The sequence below is a fragment of the Halomonas sp. I5-271120 genome, from assembly GCF_030553075.1.
Taxonomy (GTDB): domain Bacteria; phylum Pseudomonadota; class Gammaproteobacteria; order Pseudomonadales; family Halomonadaceae; genus Onishia; species Onishia taeanensis_A.
Map to the genome: position 1 here is coordinate 3,126,958 of NZ_CP130701.1, position 21,913 is coordinate 3,148,870.

The 21,913-nt window shown below is 58.3% G+C and carries 24 protein-coding genes; 9 read left to right on the forward strand and 15 right to left on the reverse strand.

The window, feature by feature from the left end:
* Positions 1–56 precede the first annotated feature (56 nt).
* Both dinB and lexA read right to left on the reverse strand, forming a co-directional pair.
* Complete coding sequence (dinB, locus tag Q2K57_RS14065) at positions 57–1,229, reverse strand: DNA polymerase IV (protein ID WP_304525446.1); 1,173 nt, start codon at positions 1,227–1,229, stop codon at positions 57–59.
* Between the two features lie 36 nt (positions 1,230–1,265).
* Complete coding sequence (lexA, locus tag Q2K57_RS14070; protein WP_304525447.1) at positions 1,266–1,937, reverse strand: transcriptional repressor LexA; 672 nt, start codon at positions 1,935–1,937, stop codon at positions 1,266–1,268.
* 279 nt (positions 1,938–2,216) lie between these two features.
* Here lexA and Q2K57_RS14075 point away from each other — a divergent pair, with 279 nt between their 5' ends.
* From Q2K57_RS14075 to Q2K57_RS14095, 5 genes are all read left to right on the forward strand, one after another.
* Positions 2,217–2,885 (forward strand): TetR/AcrR family transcriptional regulator, encoded by a 669-nt coding sequence (locus tag Q2K57_RS14075; RefSeq protein WP_112053566.1) that lies wholly within the window; start codon positions 2,217–2,219, stop codon positions 2,883–2,885.
* Between the two features lie 3 nt (positions 2,886–2,888).
* Positions 2,889–3,407 (forward strand): L,D-transpeptidase, encoded by a 519-nt coding sequence (locus tag Q2K57_RS14080; RefSeq protein WP_304525448.1) that lies wholly within the window; start codon positions 2,889–2,891, stop codon positions 3,405–3,407.
* 67 nt (positions 3,408–3,474) lie between these two features.
* Positions 3,475–4,518: a beta-N-acetylhexosaminidase gene (gene nagZ, locus Q2K57_RS14085; RefSeq protein ID WP_304525449.1), complete on the forward strand. Its 1,044-nt coding sequence runs from the start codon at positions 3,475–3,477 to the stop codon at positions 4,516–4,518.
* A gap of 4 nt (positions 4,519–4,522) precedes the next feature.
* A complete protein-coding gene (locus tag Q2K57_RS14090) occupies positions 4,523–5,101 on the forward strand; it encodes a hypoxanthine-guanine phosphoribosyltransferase (protein ID WP_304525450.1) in 579 nt (192 codons plus the stop codon).
* Between the two features lie 48 nt (positions 5,102–5,149).
* Complete coding sequence (locus Q2K57_RS14095; RefSeq protein WP_304525451.1) at positions 5,150–5,884, forward strand: S-methyl-5'-thioinosine phosphorylase; 735 nt, start codon at positions 5,150–5,152, stop codon at positions 5,882–5,884.
* Positions 5,885–5,950: 66 nt separating this feature from the next.
* On the opposite strand, the gene Q2K57_RS14100 is transcribed toward Q2K57_RS14095, so the two are convergent.
* A complete protein-coding gene (locus Q2K57_RS14100) occupies positions 5,951–6,808 on the reverse strand; it encodes a PhzF family phenazine biosynthesis protein (RefSeq protein WP_304525452.1) in 858 nt (285 codons plus the stop codon).
* A 100-nt stretch (positions 6,809–6,908) separates the two neighbouring features.
* On the opposite strand from Q2K57_RS14100, the gene Q2K57_RS14105 reads away from it, so the two are divergent.
* The gene (locus tag Q2K57_RS14105; protein ID WP_304525453.1) at positions 6,909–7,835 is read left to right on the forward strand and encodes a LysR substrate-binding domain-containing protein; all 927 of its coding nucleotides are present in this window, start codon (positions 6,909–6,911) and stop codon (positions 7,833–7,835) included.
* Here the strand turns inward: Q2K57_RS14105 and Q2K57_RS14110 are convergent.
* Positions 7,832–8,746, reverse strand: a complete 915-nt coding sequence (locus Q2K57_RS14110) for an AraC family transcriptional regulator (protein WP_304525454.1) — start codon at positions 8,744–8,746, stop codon at positions 7,832–7,834. The genes Q2K57_RS14105 and Q2K57_RS14110 overlap by 4 nt on opposite strands.
* A gap of 143 nt (positions 8,747–8,889) precedes the next feature.
* Here Q2K57_RS14110 and Q2K57_RS14115 point away from each other — a divergent pair, with 143 nt between their 5' ends.
* A complete protein-coding gene (locus tag Q2K57_RS14115; protein WP_304525455.1) occupies positions 8,890–9,774 on the forward strand; it encodes an NAD(P)H-binding protein in 885 nt (294 codons plus the stop codon).
* A gap of 37 nt (positions 9,775–9,811) precedes the next feature.
* Positions 9,812–9,991, forward strand: coding sequence for a hypothetical protein (locus tag Q2K57_RS14120; protein WP_304525456.1), 180 nt, complete (start codon positions 9,812–9,814; stop codon positions 9,989–9,991).
* 43 nt (positions 9,992–10,034) lie between these two features.
* Here the strand turns inward: Q2K57_RS14120 and Q2K57_RS14125 are convergent, their stop codons facing one another.
* The 11 genes from Q2K57_RS14125 to Q2K57_RS14175 form a co-directional block, all read right to left on the reverse strand.
* Positions 10,035–10,382 carry a tautomerase family protein gene (locus Q2K57_RS14125; RefSeq protein WP_304525457.1) on the reverse strand — a complete coding sequence of 116 codons (348 nt, stop codon included), beginning with the start codon at positions 10,380–10,382 and terminating at the stop codon, positions 10,035–10,037.
* 28 nt (positions 10,383–10,410) lie between these two features.
* A complete protein-coding gene (locus Q2K57_RS14130) occupies positions 10,411–11,391 on the reverse strand; it encodes a hypothetical protein (protein ID WP_304525458.1) in 981 nt (326 codons plus the stop codon).
* Positions 11,392–11,476: 85 nt separating this feature from the next.
* On the reverse strand, positions 11,477–11,755 hold the full coding sequence (locus Q2K57_RS14135; RefSeq protein WP_304525459.1) for a hypothetical protein: 279 nt from the start codon (positions 11,753–11,755) through the stop codon (positions 11,477–11,479).
* Positions 11,756–11,865: 110 nt separating this feature from the next.
* Positions 11,866–12,525, reverse strand: a complete 660-nt coding sequence (locus Q2K57_RS14140; protein WP_304525460.1) for a hypothetical protein — start codon at positions 12,523–12,525, stop codon at positions 11,866–11,868.
* Entirely contained in the window at positions 12,526–13,767 is a 1,242-nt protein-coding gene (locus tag Q2K57_RS14145) for an AAA family ATPase (RefSeq protein WP_304525461.1), read from the reverse strand.
* A 114-nt stretch (positions 13,768–13,881) separates the two neighbouring features.
* Entirely contained in the window at positions 13,882–14,604 is a 723-nt protein-coding gene (locus Q2K57_RS14150; protein ID WP_304525462.1) for a hypothetical protein, read from the reverse strand.
* Positions 14,605–14,712: 108 nt separating this feature from the next.
* A complete protein-coding gene (locus Q2K57_RS14155; protein WP_015485957.1) occupies positions 14,713–15,510 on the reverse strand; it encodes a substrate-binding domain-containing protein in 798 nt (265 codons plus the stop codon).
* Positions 15,511–15,656: 146 nt separating this feature from the next.
* Positions 15,657–16,454 (reverse strand): substrate-binding domain-containing protein, encoded by a 798-nt coding sequence (locus Q2K57_RS14160; protein WP_015485957.1) that lies wholly within the window; start codon positions 16,452–16,454, stop codon positions 15,657–15,659.
* Between the two features lie 146 nt (positions 16,455–16,600).
* Positions 16,601–17,398 (reverse strand): substrate-binding domain-containing protein, encoded by a 798-nt coding sequence (locus Q2K57_RS14165; RefSeq protein WP_015485957.1) that lies wholly within the window; start codon positions 17,396–17,398, stop codon positions 16,601–16,603.
* 683 nt (positions 17,399–18,081) lie between these two features.
* Positions 18,082–19,797, reverse strand: coding sequence for an AMP-binding protein (locus Q2K57_RS14170; RefSeq protein WP_304525463.1), 1,716 nt, complete (start codon positions 19,795–19,797; stop codon positions 18,082–18,084).
* A 92-nt stretch (positions 19,798–19,889) separates the two neighbouring features.
* On the reverse strand, positions 19,890–20,339 hold the full coding sequence (locus tag Q2K57_RS14175) for a MerR family DNA-binding transcriptional regulator (RefSeq protein WP_304525464.1): 450 nt from the start codon (positions 20,337–20,339) through the stop codon (positions 19,890–19,892).
* A gap of 381 nt (positions 20,340–20,720) precedes the next feature.
* On the opposite strand from Q2K57_RS14175, the gene Q2K57_RS14180 reads away from it, so the two are divergent.
* The gene (locus Q2K57_RS14180) at positions 20,721–21,887 is read left to right on the forward strand and encodes an acyl-CoA dehydrogenase family protein (RefSeq protein WP_304525465.1); all 1,167 of its coding nucleotides are present in this window, start codon (positions 20,721–20,723) and stop codon (positions 21,885–21,887) included.
* Positions 21,888–21,913: the final 26 nt, after the last annotated feature.

Here is a 21,913-nt window from a genome sequence, read left to right on the forward strand (position 1 = left end):
TGATCTAAGGCGCTACTGGATAGCCGGACATTGACCTGAAAGCTGCGCCGGGGCCGTTATTGCTGTTCCGGCCTGTCGTCAGAAACGTCTTCGACGGCGTCTTCAGAATCATCCTCAAAGACGTCAGTAGATGCGAGGTCGGCTACCGTCTCTGACGCATCGTCAGGTTCGCCGTCGAACAGCGAGAGCTGGCGGCGAGCGTCGGCTGATACCAGGCGCACCCCTACGCCCAGCAGGCGCACCGGCTGTGCCGCCCGCGACCAGGCCTGATCGAGCAGGCGGTGGAAGAGCTCGGCACTGGGGATGGCGCCCTGGCACTCGAGGCTGGTGAGGGTGAAGTCGCTGAAGCGCACCTTCAGGAACAGCTTGTCCAGCGGCGGCTGGCCGTGGCGTTCGATGCGTCCGGCCAGCCGCTCGATCAGCGGGAGAAGGGCGTCTCGGCAGGCCGCCAGGTCCGGCAGGTCGTGGTGAAAAGTCGTCTCAACGCTGATCGACTTGCGCTCGCGGTGGGTGCGTACTTCGCGCTCGTCTATGCCTCGTGCGAGCTCGAAGAGCCGTTTGCCGAACTTGCCGAAGCGCTCAAGCAGGGTCTCGATTGGCCAGGTGCGCAGGTCTTCGCAGGTGGCGATGCCCATTGCCTCAAGCTTGGCGGCGGTAGCGGGACCGACTCCGTGCAGGCAATTCACCGGCAGAGCGGTGATAAAGGCATCGACGTCATCGGGGGTGATGACGGTCAGACCGTCCGGCTTTTCCCAGTCGCTGGCGATCTTGGCCAGGAACTTTGAGGGGGCCACGCCCACCGAGATGGTGATGCCGGTGCGCTTCAGGGCCTCGGCCTTCAGCCATTGCGCCATCCAGGTGGCGCTACCCTGAAAATGGTCGACGTCGCTGACGTCGAGGAAAGCCTCATCGAGGGAGAGGGGTTCTACCAGGGGGGTTAGTTCGTGGAAGATCGCCTGGATCTGGCGGGAGACCTCCCGGTAGCGCTCGTAGTCGCCGCGCACCAGCACGAGATCAGGGCACAGGCGCAGGGCGCGAGCGGTGGGCATGGCCGAGCGAACACCAAAGGCGCGAGCGGGATAATTGCAGGTGGCAATCACCCCGCGCTGGTCGACCCCGCCCCCGACGGCGATCGGCACGTCTCGCAGGGCAGGGTTGTCGCGCATCTCGACCGCGGCAAAGAAACAGTCGCAGTCGGCATGCAGGATTTTTCTTGGCGTGCCGGCCATGTCGGGCGTTCCGTCAGTGGCGTGAAAGCGTGGGTATCAGTGCAGGGCCTGACCGTTGCCGCCGCGAATCACGCCCACACCGACGCCCTCGATTTCCAGTGCCTGATGGCGCAGGTCGATCTCGATGGGCGCGAATTCCTCGTTCTCGGCCATCAGCCAAACGGTATGCCCCTGGCGCTTGAAGCGCTTCACCGTGACCTCTTCATCGATGCGTGCCACCACGATCTGACCATCGCGAATGCGCTCGGTGCGATGCACGGCCAGCAGGTCGCCCTCGAGAATGCCGATATCCTTCATCGACAGCCCGCGCACCCGCAGCAGATAGTCGGCACGCGGCGTGAAGTAATCGGCCGGCAGCGGGCAGTAGCGATCGATATGAGCGGTCGCGAGGATCGGGCTGCCCGCTGCCACCTCACCGATGATCGGCAGCCCCTGAGCGCTTGCCTCGGACGCATTGGCGGCCTTGGGCTCGTTTTCCCCTGCCTCGGCTTCCATCGCCGGCAGGCGAATGCCCCGCGAGGTGCCGGGCACCATGCGAATGGCGCCTTTCTTGTCCAGGGCGCGCAGGTGTTCCTCGGCGGCGTTGGGGGAGCGGAAGCCCAGGGCGCGGGCAATTTCGGCACGGGTCGGGGGGTAGCCCAACTCGCTCATGGTCTTGACGATAAAGTCATAGACGTTCTGCTGGCGCGGTGTCAGGGGGCGTGTCATGCGGCCTCCGCCGGTGGTCACTGAGGGTGTTTGTTCAAGTATACAGTATGTGATTGCATCCAGTAATACGGCAAGCCTCTTTCGCCCGTACCCTTCACCACTGTGCTTCGTCATTACCCTTCACCACAGCCTTTTCGCCAGGGCCATTCAGGCCGCTGTGATGCACGTTGACGGGCCTAAGGTGGATTTTCCGCACCGTTGTGACATTCTGATGCACGACATAGAATCAGGTTATGTTTTAAACATTCGTTTATTGGTGACAGGTGGAGAGGCATGAGCATGGCCCAGACCGATACTGTGACGCGGATTCTCGATACCGCAGAGGTGCTGTTCGCCGAGCGCGGCTTTGCCGAGACCTCCCTACGGACCATTACCAGCAAGGCCAAGGTCAACCTGGCAGCGGTGAACTACCATTTCGGTTCCAAGAAGTCGCTGATCCAGGCCGTCTTCGCCCGCTATCTTGATCCTTTCACCGAGCGCTTTCACACCGCGCTCGATGCGCTGGAGCAGGACTACCAGGGGCAAATCATTCCCCTCGAAGTCCTGCTCGAGACCATGGCGCGCTCGGTGCTTGACGTGCCAGCCGAACGTAACAGCCTGAAGGTCTTCATGAAGCTGCTGGGCCTTGCCTACAGTCAGGCCCAGGGCCATCTGCGCCGCTACATTCAGGAGCACTACGGCAGCGTCTTCACCCGTTTCACCGACCTGGTACGCAAGGCCACACCGGAACTGCCGGATGCCGAGCGCTTCTGGCGCCTGCACTTCGTGCTTGGCACGGTGATCTTCACGCTTTCTGGCCTCGATGCGCTGCGTGACATCGCCGAGAAGGATTTCGACGAGCATGTCAGCGTGCGCGATCTGGTGCGTCGTCTGCGGCCGGTGGTAGTGGCCGCCCTCCAGGCTCCCTTGCCAGAAGGTGCCCCCGAATCCATCAAGGCCGCGGGGTAGGAGATGCACACGCCACGACTCGACGCCTTGCCGCCGGCGGATGGCATCTGGCTCGACATCGATGTCACGACGCAGCGCCTTGTCGTCTGGCAGGGCTCTGCCCGTCACGCCGAGTATGCGATATCAAGTGGCTTGGCCGGTCACGGTCAGCACGAGGGCAGCGGCCAGACACCGCTCGGCTGGCACTATGTTCGCGCCGCCATCGGCGAGGGGCAGCCACTCGGCTGCGTCTTCCGGGGCCGCCGGCCCACCGGCGAAGTCTATTCAGCGGCGCTTGCCGCCGAGCATCCCAAGCGTGACTGGATCCTCACCCGCATCCTCTGGCTGTGTGGCCTCGAGCCTGGCTACAACCGCGGTGGTGACGTCGACTCCCAGCGTCGCTACATTTATCTGCACGGCACACCGCCCACCGAACCCATGGGGGTGGCTGCTTCCCACGGCTGCATTCGACTGCGCGATGAGGCCCTGCTCGAGGTCTTCGCCGCAGCCCCGCCCGGAACGCCGGTCTGGCTGCATGACTGAGCGGTGCCTGTCGTCCGGCGAGACATTGTTCTAGAATCCCCCTCCTTCAACGCCAAGGAAGACCAAGATGACGCAACCGCTGGGTTCAGTGATGTTGGATCTCGAGGGTCCCCAGCTGACGCCGGAAGAAGCCGATATGCTCATGCGCCCCGACGTGGGCGGGGTGATTCTGTTCGGCCGCAACATCGAGGATGCCACCCAGGTTCAGGCCCTGTGCAGCGCGATTCGCGCGGTACGGCCAGACCTGTTGCTGGCCATCGACCAGGAAGGCGGGCGAGTGCAGCGGCTTCGTCGCGGCGTCACCCGGCTGCCGGCCATGGCACGGCTGGCCGAAGGCTTCGAGAGTAACTCCCAGGCAGCACTGCAGCATTGCCAGGATGCCGGCTGGCTGCTGGGCATGGAGATGGCCGCCTGCGGGCTGGACATCACCTTCGCCCCGGTGCTCGACGTCGACGGCGGCGAGTCCACCGTGATCGGCGATCGCAGCTTCTCGAGCGACCCACAGCAGGTCAGCCGCCTGGGCGGCGCCTTCATTGCAGGGCTTAACGAGGCCGGCATGGCCGCCGTGGGCAAGCATTTCCCCGGCCACGGCAGTGTGGCCGCCGACTCGCACCTCGAACTGCCCGTTGATCCGCGCCCGCTTAACGACCTGCGTGAGCATGACCTGGTGCCCTTTGCCGATCAGGCCGCGCGGCTCGGCGGCGTGATGCCTGCGCACGTGGTCTATTCCGCCTTCGACGCCCGCCCGGCCTGCTTCTCGCGCAGCTGGCTGGGTTTCCTGCGTGAGGAGATCGGCTTCAAGGGCGCGATCTTCTCCGACGACCTGTCGATGGCCGGAGCCCACGTCGCCGGTGGCCCCGGCGAGCGCGCCCTGGCGGCGCTGGATGCCGGCTGCGACATGGTGCTTGTGTGCAACGACCGTGCCGCCGCGCTGGAAGCGCTCGACGCCTGCGCCGGTCGTGGCAGCAAGCGTCAGGCCAAGCTGCGCTACGGCCGTGCCCGGCCAAGCCTCGAGAACCTGCCGGCGCTGTCGCGCTGGCGCCGCGTCCATGCCCGGCTGGAAGCCCTGGCCAATGGCGAACCCTCTTCTTCACTCCCAACCGACTCGTGACCCCATGACTCAACAAGCTTTTTCCGCCGACGCGTCCCTGGCCGCCATGCGCGACATCATGGATAACGCCGACTGCCTGATTTCTCAAGAGGCGGTCGAGCGGGCGCTGGACCAGATGGCCGAGAGGATCACCGCCGATCTCGGCGACAAGCTGCCGGTGTTTTACTGCGTGATGAACGGCGGCCTGATCACCACCGGCCACCTGCTGACCCGGCTCGGCTTCCCGCTGGAGGTCGACTACCTGCACGCTACCCGCTATCGCGGCGGCACCCGCGGCGGCGAGCTATTCTGGCGCGTGTCGCCGGAGGTGCCGATGGCCGGCCGTCATGTGGTGATCGTTGACGACATCCTCGACGAAGGCTCGACCCTGGCCGCCATTCTGGCCTACTGTCGAGAAGCGGGCGCGGCCAGCATTTCTACCGCGGTGCTGGTCGACAAGCATCATGACCGCAAGGCCGTACCGGGCCTCAAGGCCGACTACTGCAGCCTGGATGTCGAGGATCGCTACGTATTCGGCTTCGGCATGGACTACAAGGGCTACTGGCGCAACGCGCCGGGGATCTTCGCGCCCCAGGGCATGTAAGGCCCGGCGCGGCGGTCATAGAGGCGGTCATAGATAAGGAGGGGCAGCATGCTCGCGATCATCGGAGGCACCGGCCTCACCCAGATGCAGGGGCTGGAAGTGACCAAGCGGCACAGCGCCGAGACCCCCATCGGTACGGCCTCCGGTAGCGTGCTGCAAGGCCAGCTCGGCGATCACGAGGTGCTGTTCCTGGCCCGCCATGGGCACCCCCACAAGCTGCCGCCGCATCGGGTCAACTATCGCGCCAACCTCTGGGCGCTGAAGCAGGCCGGCGCCAGCCGTATCGTTGGCGTGAATGCCGTGGGCGGCATCGATCCCCTCCATGCCCCCGAGGCGCTGGTGGTGCCCGACCAACTGATCGACTACACCAGCGGCCGAGAATCGACCTACTTCGATGGCCGCTTCAAGAGCCTCAAGCACATCGACTTTTCCTGGCCCTACGATGCCGCCCTGCGCCATGCGGTGCTTGAGGCGGGCAGGGCGGCCGGCGAGGCGCTGCATGATGGCGGCATCTACGGCTGCACCCAGGGGCCACGGCTCGAGACCGCCGCCGAGATCGCCCGCATGGCGCGAGACGGCTGCAGCCTGGTCGGCATGACCGGCATGCCCGAGGCGACCCTGGCTCGGGAGCTGGAAATCCCCTATGCCTGCCTGGCGCTGGTGGTGAACCCCGCCCCCGGCGTGGTCGAACGCGAGATCACCATGGCCGAGATCGAGGCCGCACTGGTCGGCGGCATCGAGCGGGTGAAGCGTGTGCTGCGGACCTTGCTCGAGGCCGGGTAAGCGTCAACTGCCCGCCCAACAGATGGCGGGCATTTTTTTGATGGGGGCTGGATCAAGAGGACTCGCTCAAGACCGATAGTCGACAGGCGCCTGAAGCGACACCGCCGTACCTGACACCACAATCCCTCCCGAGGCCGGTATTGTTACCTCGAGTCGACTCGGCCGCCCCATTCCTTCGCCCTGAAGCAGCGTCAACTGCGCGGGTGCCTCTATTAATCCCGCATCGCGCAAATAGCCCCCCAATGCCGCCGCCGCTGCTCCGGTAGCCGGATCCTCTACCACGCCACCGACCGGAAACGGATCGCGCACATGAAAGCGTGTCGACGATTCCTGCCACACCAGCTGAAGCGTAGTGAGATTCTCTCTTAGCATCAGGGCCTTGAGTGACGCGAAGTCATAGGACAGGGCGTCGAGTCGCGCCTTGGAGGCGGTGGCCAGCACCAGGTGCCAGGCGCCGGCATAGGCCACTGCCGGCGGCAGGTTCGGGTCCAGCTCATCCGCCTGCCAGCCGAGACTCGCCAGTCCCGCCTCGACCAGGGCGGGGTCGGCGGTCCGGTGTTCTGGCGCCACCGAGACCAGCGAGGCGTGCCAGTCGCCGTCGATCTGTTCCACGGCAACCGGCACCTCGCCGACTGCCGTGGAAAGCCGGTAGGTGCCAGCGCCATCGAGCTGACCCAGCACCACGCCGGCGGCGATGGTGGCATGGCCACAGAAGCTGACCTCTGCCTCGGGGCTGTAGTAGCGCACCGTGCGCACGCCGGCATGCACGGGGCCGAGGAAGGCCGTTTCGGAATAGCCCACCTCGGTGGCAATGCTGCGCATGGTTGCCACATCGGGCAGGGTTTCACCGATCCACACACCGGCAGGGTTGCCGCCCTTGGGGTCATGGGTGAAAGAGGATAAACGGTAGAGCGTGCCAGTCATGTCAGTGCTCCTGATCGAGGGGGGATGACTGGCATTATTGGCCTAAAATATATAACAGCAATGTATCGTTTCTCACCCATAGGCTTAACCGGAGTAAGCCATGTCGTCTTCCTCTCGGCTACCTTTGCCCACCCTGCACGCCTTCGAGGCGGCGGCGCGCCATGGCAGCTTCAGTGCGGCCGCCGATGAGCTGCATGTTACCGCCGCCGCCGTCAGCCATCGCATCAAGGCGTTGGAAGAGAGCCTGGGCCTGCGGCTATTTGAGCGAAAGGCGCGTGGGGTGGTGCTCACCGAGGCCGGCGTGCGCTACCAGGAACGCATCGCCGAGGCTTTTACTCTCATCGATCGCGCCACCCGTGAGCTGAGTCAGCCGAGTCTCGACGGACCGCTACGGGTGTCTGCGCCCCAGGCTTTCCTGCAGCATGCCCTGATGCCACGGGTGGGCGAACTGCTGCGCCGCCACCCGGGGCTGGATCTCACGCTTATTGGTGACAACCGGATGGTCGATCTCCGCGCTGGCAAGGTCGATGTCGCGATTCGGTTTGGCACCGGAAACTACCCTGGCCTGAGTGTCGTGCCCCTGCTTGACGAAGCCATCACGGTATTGGCTCCGGTTCATGGTGATGGGGAGTACGCGGATTGGCGACACGCCTGCTTCATTGAGGACGATAGTGCGCTGTCCACGGAACCCTGGAGCCACTGGCATCCATGGTGGCGAGAGGCGGGGCTATATGCGCCGCAGGAGTTGCGACGACTCAAGGTCTCGGACAGCGGGCTGGCGCTAGCCGCCTGCCGTAAAGGGCTGGGGTTGTGCCTGTCACGCCTGTCGGTGGCCCAGGAGGCGATCGATCATGGTGAGGTCATTGCCTTGCGCCCTTGGCGGCGCACGGAATTCAGCTACTACCTGGTCAGCCTGCCAGGGGCGGCGGATGCCCCTCGAGTCGTCGCCTTTCGTGACTGGCTTGATGAGACACTGCGCGACTTGCGGCAGGCGATGACGGCGGCGATTCAGCAGCCAACAGCCTAGCGGGCCGCTGCGCGATGCTGTGCCGGGCTCATCCCCCTGACACGCTTGAAGGCGGCGCTGAAGGCATAGGGGGTGGCATAGCCGACTTGCTCCGCCACGCCGCTCACCGTGGCATCGGGCTGGCAAAGCAGGTCCGCCGCCAGGGCCATGCGCCAGTGCTTGAGGAAGGTCATGGGCGGCTCGCCGACCCGTTCATGGAAGCGCCGCGCTAGAGCGGCTCGCGAGGCGCCAGCCTCCATCGCCAGGGTCTCCAGCGTCCATGGGTGTGCTGGGCGGTCGTGCATCATGCGCAGGGCATGCTCCACGATGCGGTCGCCCTGATGGCGCCACCAGGCCGGTCGCCCCGCCTCCTCCCGGGCGAACCAGGCCTTGAGTACAGCAGTAATCAGCAGGTCGAGCAGGCGGTCGAGCACTGCCGCCTGGCCCGGCTCATCGATCGCCATAGCGTCGCATAGCAGGGCCACGAGCGGCGATTCCCAGTCATCGCGGGACAGCATCAGTACCGGGGGGAGGGCGCGCAGCAGACGATCGCTGATATCGCTCAGGTGCTCGTAGGCGCCGACGAGAAACGTCGTGTCGCCCGCAGGATCGTTGCCCCAGGTGCGCACCCCGTGGGTCATGGCGTCATGCACCGATTGTCCCGCCAGGTCGCGGCAGTGCTGTCCCGGATGGATGACCACCTGCGGCGGAGCGTCGGGGGCGTGGGCGATGGTGTAGTGAACAGGAGAGCGGGTGACGGCGATATCCCCCGGGCCGATGCGCATCGGTGCGCCCTCATCCGACAGCAGCCACGCCTCGCCGGTCATGCCGGCGATCAGCGTCAGCGGCGATTCGGCGAGGATGCGCAGTGACCAAGGGGCACGCATCACCGTGCGCAGGGCGAAGGCGCCTCGCGCCCGTGGCGCGTCCAATAATCCACCTAGCGTATCCATCGCTCGATTATAGACGGATGCGTATGTATCTGAGCACCCCGAGCATGGTGGCAAAGTAACACGCCCCTTAATCTTGAGCGGTATGGCAACCGTCATCATCGCCCCTAGAGAGGAGGGCCCTCATGAACGCGACATCAACTTCCCATCAGACTTCCCGTCAGGCCCAGGACGAGCTCGTGCTGGTGCTGGGCGGCACCGGCAAGACCGGGCGCCGCGTCGCCGAGCGACTCAAGGCGCGCGGCATTTGCACCCGAATCGCTTCACGCACGACGCTGCCAGCCTTCGACTGGCAGGATCCAAGCGGCTGGCAGGCGGTCCTTCAGGGCGTATCGGCGGTCTACATCACCTACGCCCCGGACCTGGCGATCCCCGGTGCCACCGAAGCGATCCGGCGCTTCGTGGACGAGGCTGTGTCCAGCGGAGTCCAGCGCCTAGTGCTGTTGTCGGGACGTGGCGAGGAGGAGGCCCAGGCCTGCGAACGGATCGTCCAGGCGGCAGGTGTCGAGTGGACGGTGGTGAGAGCGAGCTGGTTTCTGCAGAACTTCTCGGAAGGCGAGTTTCTCGGCATGGTACGAGAGGGCGCTATCACTCTGCCCGCCGCAGACATTCCCGAGCCCTTCATAGACGTCAACGATATCGCCGATGTAGCGGTGGCGGCGCTGACCGAACCGGGCCACGCCTATGAGACCTACGAGGTCACCGGGCCGCGCTGCCTGACCTTCACCGAGCTGGCCGACGAGATCTCCTGTGCGGCCGGGCGCGAGGTGCGCTTCACACCGATTCCCAAGGATGCCTTCGCCGAGGCGCTGGCCGAGTCCGGTGCGCCGGATGAGATCGTTTGGCTGCTGAAGTACCTGTTCGAGACCGTGCTCGACGGGCGCAACGCCCATGTTGGAGATGGGGTGCAGCGGGCGCTGGGACGAGCACCCGCCGATGTGACGGCCTTCGCCCACCGCATCGCCGCGCGTGGCACCTGGCAGGCAGCGGACGAAGCCACAACTGCCTGAACCGCGAGGGCTGTAATCGGGTAGGGGCATGCACGGCATGCCCCAAGCGACCCTGGTCCGTGAGTTTGAAATCATCTATGCCCGCTTGGCGCTGCTGGTGGATCCTTCTCCCGACTTTGTCGAGCGTGACATCACCATGGCCGAGATCAAGGCCGCGCTGGTCAGCGGCATCAAGCGGGTCAAGCGCGTGCTGAGTACCTTGCTGGAGGCGGGGTAGCCGACGACTTCTCGTCCGAAAGTCGCGGGCCACATACGTCACATCATACTTTGACGGAATAATTGAGGTCTCGCGCCTCATCGCCTGTCATGCCCCGAAAGCCCCAGCAGTGAGCTGGCTGCTCTTTTATCGTGATCTCAATGTCCACGGGCGAAATGCCTACCTCGGACTCTATTTTGGCGAACAACTCCTTGATCAGCGCCTTCTGCGTCTCAGAGTTACGCCCCTGCATCATGTTGATTTCAATCGCCGTGTAAGCGGGCGTTCTACCACCCGGATAGGAGAAATCCTCTGCATCCATTGGGATGAAACGATGAGCCCGCTTGTCTTCAGGCAAGCAGCCGCAGAGTGCGGAGGGAACCCGAAACGCGCGAGCGTTTTGGGCGGTCAACTGCAGCGACCTGTTGGGCAAATTAGTTTTAATTGTTAAATTTATAGATGGTTGCGATATCTTCGATCGAACCTAGCTCCAAGTGCGTAAATCCTTCAGCTTCAATTCCCTCTAAGCTTGTCCAGATGTATCGATACTCCCTCTGATATGCAAAACGAAAGTTTTTGCACATCGCGGCGTCGAAATACTGATTACGCCCTACGTCGTAGGGGTCGAAGTATTCGACTGGATTATGATGATAGTACCAACCACCGATAACCTGCTTGGCGGCCCGCTCGAGCCGTGATGCGAACTCATCTGTGTCGTGTATGACGACGCAGCAATTGGCACCAAAGTCTTCTAACAAGTCGACATCCCAGTCGCAAGACATACACAACGCATAGTAGTCCAGCGTACTTTTAGTCCTTTTGAGATCGCCAATGATGGGAGACTCGCTGCTATCAGGGTTAATTATCTTGATATATTCTCCGGGAGAATAAGAGTGCTTATTCAACTCGTCATCGGACCGGACTTCACCCAACTCAATATCCCGATAATAACCAGCCGCCGCCAGTCGAATTTTTCCCTCGTAAAGCATTGGCTCTAAATAGCTAACATCACCGTAGCGATATAAGACGTCTGCGCAATTAGGGGAACGTGGACGGCGAATTGGAGTTTTATCGACCTCTTGAAATGGTGCTGTTTTTGGGGCTATTGGAAGTTCCAAATCACGAAGCGCAAATTCCAGCCGTGTCTGATGCTCTTTCTTATGCCAATACCATGAGGATAAGAAACTTTGAATCGGAATTTTATCGCGGTCAGTTGCAGTAAGCGTCCGAAGATTTCGGTGAAGCGCAACGTATCTTTCGCGGAGCTCGGTCTCGGTTATACGGCTTAAGTACCGGCGTGTCCGATAAAAAAATTCCCAAAACTCCGGATTGTAGCCATGAAAGTTATCTCCAAATGACTCAATAGCCTTTGGATGCGGAAGGTTATCTGGTAAGGACAGTGCTTCAACTATTAAAGGCATATCCGATCTTCGATTATTGAGTGGCCTAGCGCTGAGCTTAGCGGCGCCCATCGGCCGCGTACTATAGCGACTGGTTGAACGCTCATTAACTCCGATACCTAGCCCAGATATTGGAGTGTAGAAACTCCACCTCATCACCAGCCTCAAGGTCACCGAATGCATCGGAATCGTCGATGATGCGGCTTACAGTCCCCGCGTACGAATCGGCATTGCTCGTGTCGACTGTGACGTTAACCCTGTTTCCACCAACCTTGAGCGTCACTTCATCACCGGGTTCGATGGTTTGTAACAGGCTTGTCCCGAGTTCATAGTCGCCCATATACATGGGGCCAGAGTCGTCGTCTGCTCTGTAATCGAATTCCATGGCTGACCCTCCCGTTGATGATCAGTGTTTTGAGCGTTTAACGCTCGCATAATAGGTGCGAGCTTGCGAGCGTCCTAATTAACGCGTTTGTTATGTCTAGGCGGCGAGAATCAATCTATTCTAGCCCCTAGTAACTCATTTAGATAATTATCTTCAAGTACAACCCATCTTATAAATGCTGAAAATTCTTGATTTCTGGACATTAGTACTTGTAACCGCTCAAGCGCATCATCTTTCCTTGTTTGCGGAAGCTCATCATCTAAATATTCATTCACGAGCTCTAAAAAACGGTTATATTTTTGAAAGACTTTTTTCCTTAGATATTTCCCTGTTATCTTTTTGTTAATAGTTTTTTCTGTGTTAAATATTTCATCTAGCAGTGCAGCTGTTTCGATAGTTTTTTCGTCAGTGAATATTGGCTCTATTATGATTTTGCTTTGATAAGGTGTGTGAGGAGGTAGATGTTTTATCGATCTAAAAACATCTACGTCATCATTGGTACAATCTAATAAGTTATTATATTTGGCCAGTTTTATATTATTGCATCGGCCGCAGACATAAAATAGGTTATGCCAATCAAACTTCTTATCCAAATTACCTTGGTGAGCATAAAAATGCTCTACATTAATTGAAGTAGGGTCTTTTATTTCACAGAGATAGCACTTATCGTAGAAAATCTCCCTGAGTTTATTTAATACGTCTTCTTCAGAGTAGCTTCTCCTTGCGGCCAAGGATTCTGGGGCGTCAGCGGGTCTAGTCACATTGAACATCTATTTCCCTACCCCCTTCTTGATCTTATTTATCTCTAGTTTTGCACTATTAAGGTAAAACCTAGACTCTTCGTCCAAAATATCTTGATTGCTTTCCAGTTTATTAACTAAGGTTTCTAATTCTTCGGTATTCGTGTTTTCATCTTCAATTTTTATTGCTATTTCCCGAATTTTATTCTGAAGAATATCAGAAGCTGAACTCACTCCAAACAATCCTTCTAGAACAGATTCATAGGAATAAGAAGAAAGATCCCCAACTTGTTCCCTCCTGCTAATGTCATATATTTCGGCATTACTTACGGATGTTAGAACAAAGGGAGAATGAGTCGTGACTATATACTGAATCCCAGGGAATGATTCAGATAGAAAAGGCAATATTTTCCGCTGTAGGGTTACGTGTAGGTGAGCATCTATTTCGTCGATAATAGCTACACCACACAGCTTTGAGGGACTGACCTTTAAATATTCAGAACGCATCAAAAGTTTTGAGAATACGCTAAAAATCGACGAATACCCTGAAGAGAGATTCTGAAACGTATAAGGTTCCTTACCATCTTGTTTAATATAAAACTTGAAATTATCTGCATCGAAGTTTAGATGGACTGACTGATCTTCCATTAAAAACTTTAGATTGTCATCAAAATCAGATAGCCACTTAGTTATCTCTTTCTCTAATTCCTGGTTTCTATGCTCAGTAATAGAGAATGATCGGCGGGTATATAAGTTAACCAGGTGCTGTTCTAGCTGGTTTCCAATTTGAGCACCAGATCTTTGGTTGTTTAAGTCGCCTTTATTATAGTTTGTTCCCGATGCACTTCGGGCATCCTGAATTTGAGACTGTCTGACAGCTGGAAATAATTCAATGACTCCCAATTCACTGTCTACCATTCGAGAAAACTCAAGGTGGTCACTAATTGTAATATTAGGACTGCTGGTTACGCTATCAATCTCACGATCTAAATGTTCAATTTGTTTTTTTGCGTTTTGATATTGAGAAGAACCTTCCTGGGCGTTATCTCGCTGTCCAATCCAATGTAGTTTTTGTTGCTCCCATTTCTTAAGGTTATCCAGTTTCTTAGAGCGTACAATATCAATAAGTTTTTTATAGATACTGTCTACTAAAGATGTCTTGCCTGATCCATTTGAACCAGTAAGAATAAGATTTTTCCCATTCAGTTCAATATCTATTTGATCTTCTGAATACGGAACGGTAGTTGATATTTTTTTAATAAATTTTTTCAAGATCTACCTCTTTAACATGCCTTTGCAGAATTTGAGTCATGGCGCCCAGCTCACGCGCCGGTTTGGAGCTGCGAAGCGGCGGAAAATCGGTCGCTGTGCAGCCGATGGTTAGATTCAGACAAGATCAAATGGAAGCTTTTCACCATTGAGCTCCGAAAGAGTTTTCCCGAAAGAGGGGTTGTATTTTCGAGCATACTCGAGGGAAACCATCGGTATTCTGAACTTTTTGGTGTGCATTCTTCCAAAGGTATCGGCAAGCTTCACCCTAACCTCGACCTCTTCCCTGTTCACTTTAGGAAAGCAGCCACCCCAACTATCTGGTTGTTCGAAATAAACGACTCCATTCGTTGATTGTCCAATGTTTAAGTAGGTTTCTACTTTGTTGAAGCCCGAACTGGCGTTCTGGAAGAGGAAAGGGTATACCTTCGTGGATTCACCAATTTTTGCTTGAAAATCCTCCAAAGCGACAGCTTGCTGGTTTAGCCAGAACCAACCTATTGAGTGTTTTACCCATAGTAGACTGAAAGGTTTGAGATTCCAGTGGTAGCCCACCGAAAGAGCTTCCAGGCTGGATGGCGAAGACCCAACATTCGATACGCTCAGGTACAGAGCTATACAGGTACGATGAACCTCAAATTGCCCCTTCTTTTTCCCTGTGGTAAATGTGCACGCGAAAGTCGGCCCATCAATAACTCTGAGCGCAAACTTAGGTTTCCGTCTAAGAGCTGAGAATATTCCGCTAACCCAACCCAGCAGGATCGTGGCCAAGAATATTGATAGCGTCAGAACACCTTGATTGTTGTTCAGCCAACTGGCGAACTCGGTATATATGGCCATAAAAAATCTAACGACTAAGCTCACCGGCGGCAATGGAGCGCAGCGGAATTGCCGTCCGGTGCAGCGCCTTGTTATGCATCGGATTATGGGGCAACTAATAAATAGCGATTATCTCCGCCACCCTTCGGTGGCCATTATCTTTTGCGCTTCTTCGGTAACCAGAAAGTCTAGGAACATCTGCGCCTCACGGTCTGCGTCAGGTGAGATGACTACATTGACATCTCGCCAGATCGTTCGGCCTTCATCTAAGCGAACAAGCTCCAATACATCGGGGTGCGTGATTGGCCAGTTCGGCCAGGTAATCCAGGCATCAGCGTCCAGCTCCTTGAACGCATTGAAGCTGGCGCCAGAGCCGAGCGAGTACGACACGATATTCTTCCGAAACTGCGCGACGTCATTCAGCGAGCCCATGCGTCCGGCGACGTCTTCCCATGTTCCAGTTCCGGAGGTGTTGTAGATGCCCTTGCCCTCCGTAACGACGATTTTCATTCCTTCCACTAGAAGCGCGTCAAAGCCCTGAATATTCTTTGGGTTGCCGGCCTTAACGGCTATAACGGTGGGCCTGATATAGATCGGCTCGACCTTGCTGGGGTCGAAGGTCTTGTAGGTTAGCAGGAATGCCGTCATCGACTGCTCCGAAGTACCCCAAAGTATATCGGCATCTGCCTGCGCATCAGCAGACCATCTGCTTTCAGGCCCGGCGATAATTTCCACTTTGGTACCCGAACGGTTTTCCCAGACCTCAGCGACTTTTTTGAAGGCGGTATTCGGCCCCCCAGCACCATACAGTTTGACGACACCATCCTTCGGCTCGTGCTCGATTGATGGGTCATAAAGTGATGCCTGAGCGAATGACGGAACAACTGCTGCTGCACAAAAGAGTGCTATGACGGTAACTATTTTCATTTTCTATCTCCTAATTTGAATGAGATTGTAACTTGGCTGTGAGGCATAACGACTAAGCTCACCGGCGGCAATGGAGCGCAGCGGAATTGCCGTCCGGTGCAGCGCCTTGTTATGCATCGGATTATGGGGCAACTAATAAATAGCGATTATCTCCGCCACCCTTCGGTGGCCATTATCTTTTGCGCTTCTTCGGTAACCAGAAAGTCTAGGAACATCTGCGCCTCACGGTCTGCGTCAGGTGAGATGACTACATTGACATCTCGCCAGATCGTTCGGCCTTCATCTAAGCGAACAAGCTCCAATACATCGGGGTGCGTGATTGGCCAGTTCGGCCAGGTAATCCAGGCATCAGCGTCCAGCTCCTTGAACGCATTGAAGCTGGCGCCAGAGCCGAGCGAGTACGACACGATATTCTTCCGAAACTGCGCGACGTCATTCAGCGAGCCCATGCGTCCGGCGACGTCTTCCCATGTTCCAGTTCCGGAGGTGTTGTAGATGCCCTTGCCCTCCGTAACGACGATTTTCATTCCTTCCACTAGAAGCGCGTCAAAGCCCTGAATATTCTTTGGGTTGCCGGCCTTAACGGCTATAACGGTGGGCCTGATATAGATCGGCTCGACCTTGCTGGGGTCGAAGGTCTTGTAGGTTAGCAGGAATGCCGTCATCGACTGCTCCGAAGTACCCCAAAGTATATCGGCATCTGCCTGCGCATCAGCAGACCATCTGCTTTCAGGCCCGGCGATAATTTCCACTTTGGTACCCGAACGGTTTTCCCAGACCTCAGCGACTTTTTTGAAGGCGGTATTCGGCCCCCCAGCACCATACAGTTTGACGACACCATCCTTCGGCTCGTGCTCGATTGATGGGTCATAAAGTGATGCCTGAGCGAATGACGGAACAACTGCTGCTGCACAAAAGAGTGCTATGACGGTAACTATTTTCATTTTCTATCTCCTAATTTGAATGAGATTGTAACTTGGCTGTGAGGCATAACGACTAAGCTCACCGGCGGCAATGGAGCGCAGCGGAATTGCCGTCCGGTGCAGCGCCTTGTTATGCATCGGATTATGGGGCAACTAATAAATAGCGATTATCTCCGCCACCCTTCGGTGGCCATTATCTTTTGCGCTTCTTCGGTAACCAGAAAGTCTAGGAACATCTGCGCCTCACGGTCTGCGTCAGGTGAGATGACTACATTGACATCTCGCCAGATCGTTCGGCCTTCATCTAAGCGAACAAGCTCCAATACATCGGGGTGCGTGATTGGCCAGTTCGGCCAGGTAATCCAGGCATCAGCGTCCAGCTCCTTGAACGCATTGAAGCTGGCGCCAGAGCCGAGCGAGTACGACACGATATTCTTCCGAAACTGCGCGACGTCATTCAGCGAGCCCATGCGTCCGGCGACGTCTTCCCATGTTCCAGTTCCGGAGGTGTTGTAGATGCCCTTGCCCTCCGTAACGACGATTTTCATTCCTTCCACTAGAAGCGCGTCAAAGCCCTGAATATTCTTTGGGTTGCCGGCCTTAACGGCTATAACGGTGGGCCTGATATAGATCGGCTCGACCTTGCTGGGGTCGAAGGTCTTGTAGGTTAGCAGGAATGCCGTCATCGACTGCTCCGAAGTACCCCAAAGTATATCGGCATCTGCCTGCGCATCAGCAGACCATCTGCTTTCAGGCCCGGCGATAATTTCCACTTTGGTACCCGAACGGTTTTCCCAGACCTCAGCGACTTTTTTGAAGGCGGTATTCGGCCCCCCAGCACCATACAGTTTGACGACACCATCCTTCGGCTCGTGCTCGATTGATGGGTCATAAAGTGATGCCTGAGCGAATGACGGAACAACTGCTGCTGCACAAAAGAGTGCTATGACGGTAACTATTTTCATTTTCTATCTCCTAATTTGAATGAGATTGTAACTTGGCTGTGAGGCATAACAGTGATTAGACTGCGCGCTCGTTTATTGACTTGAACGTGCACGCGCGTTCAAGTCAATAAACGAGCGCGCAATTCCTTACCTAACCCTTTGATAGAAAAGGTTTCCAAGAATGGCTCGGCTACCTATGCAGAATTCGCACGCCTGCGCTTTTTGCCGGATCCAATAATACTGTGCATTTATCCATGCCCTGAGGTAGTCGGGCATGGAGACGTAGTGCATACCAACACTGCCAAGCCGGGTAAGAGCGGCCATGCGAGTGAACCGCTACAAGCGGGCGGTGAGGCCTGAATTTGGGATAGCACGAAAATTTGGAAGGGTACCGGCCACGCTACCGCCCCTACTTGAGCATATCGTGATGGCTCCCTGCCATCCATGCAGTAGTCCTTTCCTTAGCGCGATGCTATCGGTCATTTCTGGGCTGTTACTGACCGTGAACAGTCAGCTTATTGATTGGTGGCGTTGGATGCAAAAGGCTGCGTGGAAAACATCCGTATCTGCCGCTAAGCGAATACTCTTGCTGTTGGTGACCCTATTCCAATGAAAACACCCCGAAAGCTGGGGGCACAGCTTTCGAGGTGTGATTCAGGTCTTGCAGGTATCAGGAATTACACGGTTCCTATTGGAAGGTGGCGTTACAGCCCCAGCTCGTGGGTGGCTTCTTCGCGCATCTTGAACTTCTGGATCTTGCCGGTAACGGTCATCGGGAAGGCGTCGACGAACTTCACGTAGCGGGGAATCTTGAAGTGGGCGATCTTGCCCTGGCAGAAGCCTCTCAGGCCTTCTTCATCCAACTCTTCACCCTCGACCAGCTTGACCCAGGCCATCACTTCTTCGCCGTACTTGGCATCGGGTACGCCGATCACCTGCACGTCCGAGATGGCGGGGTGGGTGTAGAGGAAGTCCTCGATCTCGCGGGGATAGATGTTCTCGCCGCCGCGGATGATCATGTCCTTGATGCGACCGACAATCGCCACGTAGCCGTCTTCGTCCATGGTGGCGAGGTCGCCGGTGTGCATCCAGCGGCTGGCGTCGATGGATTTGGCGGTGGCATCCGGGTTGTCCCAGTAGCCGAGCATCACGCTATAGCCGCGGGTACACAGTTCGCCGCGCTCGCCGCGTGGCACCACGGCGCCGTTGGAAGGATCGACCAGCTTGACCTCCAGGTGCGGGTGAATGGTGCCCACGGTGGTGACGCGTTTCTCGAGCGGGGCATCGGTGAGGGTCTGGAAGCTGACCGGGCTGGTCTCGGTCATGCCGTAGCAGATGGTCACGCCTTCCATGTGCATCTTGTCGATCACCTGGCGCATCACCTCGATGGGGCAGATAGAGCCGGCCATGATGCCGGTGCGCAGTGTCGAAAGGTCGAACTCGGCAAAGCGCGGATGTTCCAGTTCGGCGATGAACATGGTCGGCACGCCGAAGAGGGCGGTGGCGCGCTCGTTTTCCACGGCCGTAAGCGTCGCTTCGGCGTCGAAGCCGTCTCCGGGATAGATAATGGTCGCGCCGTGCGTCATGCAGCCCAGGTTGCCCATCACCATGCCGAAGCAATGATAGAGCGGCACCGGAATCACCAGCCGGTCGGCCTCAGAGAACCCCATGGCGCGGGCCACGAAGAAGCCGTTGTTGAGAATGTTGTGGTGGGAAAGCGTCGCGCCCTTGGGCGAGCCGGTGGTCCCAGAGGTGTACTGGATGTTGATCGGCTCATCGAACTGCAGCGCCCCCTGAACCTCGGCGAGTTGTGCCTGGCTGACCGTCTCGGCCCCTTCCAGTAGGCCTTGCCAGGTGAGCATGCCGGGCAGGGCATCGGCGGCATCCAGGCAGATCACCCGCTTGAGCGCCGGCAGGTGAGGGCAGTTCAGGCCGCCTTCTTGCGGCTTGGCGAGCTCCGGTGCCAGCTCGGCGATCATCTGCACGTAGTTCGAGGCCTTGAAGCGCCCCTGCAGAATCAGGGTCGCGGTGGCGGACTGGGTGAGGGCGTATTCCAGCTCGTGGGTGCGATAGCTCGGGTTCAGGTTGACCAGGATGGCGCCGATCTTGGCGGTGGCGAACTGGGTGATGGTCCACTCGGCCCGGTTGGGCGCCCAGATACCGACCCGCTCGCCCTGCACCACACCGGCGGCGAGCAGCGCGCGGGCGGCCTTGTCGACTTCGGCCTGCAGTTCCCGCCAGCTATAACGCAGCCCCTGGTGCAGGCTTAGCAGGGCATCGCGGTCGGGCACCCGCTCGACGGTGGCATCGAAACAGTCGCCGATGGTCTGGCCCTTGAGGGGCGTGTCGCTGGTGCCACTGACATAGCTTGCTACGGGCGGGGTGGTGGGCGAATCCGGGGTGGGGCGTTGGCGTGTCATGCTGGCTCCTATGATTATTGTGCTTTTAGAACCGGAGCGCCGCGCCCGCCACACGGGGCGCATTTTGCTGGTATTCCAGGCTAAGGCCCGGGTTAAGGGTCCAGGCGCTCCAGCACCGCCCGGCAGCGCGTCTCGACGTCATCGAGCTCATGCTGCATCAGGCGGATATCCTCTAGGCGTTGCTCCATATCGGCCCGCTTCTCGGCGAGAATTTCGAGGATGCGGTGAAGCTGGCGGGCATTGCCGTCGGGCATGGCATCGTAGAGCTCGACGACCTCGCGAATCTCGGCCAGCGTGAAACCGAGCCGCTTGCCGCGCAGCGTCAGCTTCAGTCGCACCCGGTCCTTGTCATGATAGATGCGTCGTTGGCCCTTGCGCTCAGGCGACAGCAACCCTTCCTGCTCGTAGAAGCGGATGGTGCGGGGCGTTACCTCGAACATCTCGGCCAGCTCACCGATCGCGAAGGTTCGCTTGCGCCTCACGGCTCCCGCGGCGGCCTCGGCCGGGGTTGCCTGGGACTCGGTCTGGCTGGGCTTGGGCATAGTGACGTTCCTTGGCGTTAGCGATGCTGTTGCGATGCATTGGTCGGTGACGGAATGATCGCATGAACGCCGTGGCGCTTCGACTCTCCCAGATTAGTTATGCTTGACGTTAACGTAAAGGGAATATATTGCTGTTGGCCTTAGACCAAGGGGTGGCTTGCGCCCGACCAAGCAAATGCTAGGTTGGTGGCATTGCCCGGCGAGGCCGCGGCCGCCCCGTCATTCTTGCTGTCATTCATGCTACGGAAAGCGTTATGGCCGGGCCGACGTGAATACCGACTGTCTGTACGGCGCCTTTCGTTAACGCCAACTTCGTTAACGCTGGCCCGTTTCAGACGATGTCGAGACGCCTGCCGGCCGGTGACGTCAGAGGAGATCACCATGGATTTTGCACTCACCGAGGACCAGTACGCCCTGCAGCAGGCGGCGGCTGACTTCTGCCGTGCCGAACTCGCCGACCATGCCGCCGACTGGGATGCCCGTTCGCACTTTCCGGTGGATGTCATCAAGCGTGCCGGGGAAGCCGGCTTTCTGGGCATCTATATCGATGAGGAGCGGGGCGGGCTGGGGCTCTCGCGGCTCGAGGCCTCGCTGATCTTCGAGCAGCTCGCCCAGGGCTGCATCTCGACCACGGCCTATCTGACCATTCACAACATGGCCAGTTGGATGATCGCCAACTGGGGCAGCGAGGCGCTGCGCGAGACCTGGCTCGAGCGGCTGATCAGCGGCGAGCTGCTGGCCTCCTACTGCCTGACCGAGCCGGGCGCCGGTTCTGATGCGGCCAACCTGCGCAGCAAGGCGGTACGCGAGGGTGACGAGTATCGAATCAGCGGCTCGAAGATGTTCATTTCCGGGGCCGGGTCCACCGATGTGCTGGTGGTGATGGCGCGCACCGGGGCGTCTGATTCCGGCGCTGGCGGTATCTCTGCGTTCCTGGTGCCCGCCGACAGTGCCGGTATCGAATACGGCAAGAACGAAGAAAAGATGGGCTGGAAGAGCCAGCCAACCCGGCTGGTCAGCTTCGATGATGTGCGGGTGCCGGTCGGGAATCGCCTCGGTGAAGAAGGCGAAGGCTTCCGCCTGGCCATGAAGGGTCTCGACGGCGGGCGGCTCAACATCGCCAGCTGCTCGCTGGGTGCCGCCCAGCAGGCGCTGACGCTGTCTCGCGACTATCTAGGCCAGCGCAAGCAGTTCGGCCGCGAGCTCTCAAGCTTCCAGGCCCTGCAGTTCAAGTTGGCCGACATGGCAAGCGACTTGGTGGCATCGCGGCTGATGGTGCGCCATGCGGCCTGGCGTCTCGATCAGGGCGACCCTGAAGCCACGGCCCACTGCGCCATGGCCAAGCGGGTCGCCACCGACATGGGCTTCAACGTCTGCAACGAGGCCCTGCAGCTGCACGGCGGCTATGGCTACATCAAGGAATACCCGCTGGAGCGACTGGTGCGTGACACCCGCGTGCACCAGATCCTCGAGGGCACTAACGAGATCATGCGCGTGATCAGCGCCCGGCGTCTGCTCGCCGATGGCGTGATCGAGTCGCTGCAGTGAGGCGCGCCCGACGCCACCTATCCACC

Bases quoted from the DNA above. Each gene is read 5' to 3' on its own strand.
- dinB (WP_304525446.1), bottom strand. From the start codon at position 1,229: ATGGCCGGCACGCCAAGAAAAATCCTGCATGCCGACTGCGACTGTTTC.
- lexA (WP_304525447.1), bottom strand. From the start codon at position 1,937: ATGACACGCCCCCTGACACCGCGCCAGCAGAACGTCTATGACTTTATC.
- Q2K57_RS14075 (WP_112053566.1), top strand. From the start codon at position 2,217: ATGGCCCAGACCGATACTGTGACGCGGATTCTCGATACCGCAGAGGTG.
- Q2K57_RS14080 (WP_304525448.1), top strand. From the start codon at position 2,889: ATGCACACGCCACGACTCGACGCCTTGCCGCCGGCGGATGGCATCTGG.
- nagZ (WP_304525449.1), top strand. From the start codon at position 3,475: ATGACGCAACCGCTGGGTTCAGTGATGTTGGATCTCGAGGGTCCCCAG.
- Q2K57_RS14090 (WP_304525450.1), top strand. From the start codon at position 4,523: ATGACTCAACAAGCTTTTTCCGCCGACGCGTCCCTGGCCGCCATGCGC.
- Q2K57_RS14095 (WP_304525451.1), top strand. From the start codon at position 5,150: ATGCTCGCGATCATCGGAGGCACCGGCCTCACCCAGATGCAGGGGCTG.
- Q2K57_RS14100 (WP_304525452.1), bottom strand. From the start codon at position 6,808: ATGACTGGCACGCTCTACCGTTTATCCTCTTTCACCCATGACCCCAAG.
- Q2K57_RS14105 (WP_304525453.1), top strand. From the start codon at position 6,909: ATGTCGTCTTCCTCTCGGCTACCTTTGCCCACCCTGCACGCCTTCGAG.
- Q2K57_RS14115 (WP_304525455.1), top strand. From the start codon at position 8,890: ATGAACGCGACATCAACTTCCCATCAGACTTCCCGTCAGGCCCAGGAC.
- Q2K57_RS14120 (WP_304525456.1), top strand. From the start codon at position 9,812: ATGCCCCAAGCGACCCTGGTCCGTGAGTTTGAAATCATCTATGCCCGC.
- Q2K57_RS14130 (WP_304525458.1), bottom strand. From the start codon at position 11,391: ATGCCTTTAATAGTTGAAGCACTGTCCTTACCAGATAACCTTCCGCAT.
- Q2K57_RS14135 (WP_304525459.1), bottom strand. From the start codon at position 11,755: ATGGAATTCGATTACAGAGCAGACGACGACTCTGGCCCCATGTATATG.
- Q2K57_RS14140 (WP_304525460.1), bottom strand. From the start codon at position 12,525: ATGTTCAATGTGACTAGACCCGCTGACGCCCCAGAATCCTTGGCCGCA.
- Q2K57_RS14150 (WP_304525462.1), bottom strand. From the start codon at position 14,604: ATGGCCATATATACCGAGTTCGCCAGTTGGCTGAACAACAATCAAGGT.
- Q2K57_RS14155 (WP_015485957.1), bottom strand. From the start codon at position 15,510: ATGAAAATAGTTACCGTCATAGCACTCTTTTGTGCAGCAGCAGTTGTT.
- Q2K57_RS14160 (WP_015485957.1), bottom strand. From the start codon at position 16,454: ATGAAAATAGTTACCGTCATAGCACTCTTTTGTGCAGCAGCAGTTGTT.
- Q2K57_RS14165 (WP_015485957.1), bottom strand. From the start codon at position 17,398: ATGAAAATAGTTACCGTCATAGCACTCTTTTGTGCAGCAGCAGTTGTT.
- Q2K57_RS14170 (WP_304525463.1), bottom strand. From the start codon at position 19,797: ATGACACGCCAACGCCCCACCCCGGATTCGCCCACCACCCCGCCCGTA.
- Q2K57_RS14175 (WP_304525464.1), bottom strand. From the start codon at position 20,339: ATGCCCAAGCCCAGCCAGACCGAGTCCCAGGCAACCCCGGCCGAGGCC.
- Q2K57_RS14180 (WP_304525465.1), top strand. From the start codon at position 20,721: ATGGATTTTGCACTCACCGAGGACCAGTACGCCCTGCAGCAGGCGGCG.